We start from the raw sequence: 270 nt of genomic DNA, 5'->3' as shown, positions 1-270 counted from the left end.
CCTGTGATCAGCTCAATATTAAAACCTGCCAGTGCCGTAACTATGAGCGCCGCTTCGAGCTTGAAGAGGATTGCATCAAGTTAACGCGCGAAAATCTGACGACCTTCAACTGGCTGCCGCGCACCTGCGCCTACCGGCTGCTGGGTGAGGGCAAAGATTTACCCGTATGGCATCCGCTGCGGGCCGGTTCGAAAACAGCGATGCATGCGCAGCGTATTTCGGTGCGGTATATTGCGGTGCGTGAGAGTGAAGTGCGGGACTGGGAAGATC

General features: G+C 55.9%; 1 protein-coding gene. It reads left to right on the top strand.

Annotated elements, in window-relative coordinates; genetic code table 11:
• Nucleotides 1-270, top strand: a 270-nt coding sequence (locus tag SB756_RS30475) for a YcgN family cysteine cluster protein (RefSeq protein ID WP_410913293.1), incomplete at both ends; no start/stop codon positions are given.

The sequence above is a fragment of the Pseudomonas sp. SIMBA_068 genome, assembly GCF_046534705.1.
Lineage (GTDB): Bacteria > Pseudomonadota > Gammaproteobacteria > Pseudomonadales > Pseudomonadaceae > Aquipseudomonas > Aquipseudomonas putida.
The sequence above is the reverse complement of the archived record's forward strand: the minus strand, read 5'-3'. Positions and strand labels throughout refer to the sequence as shown.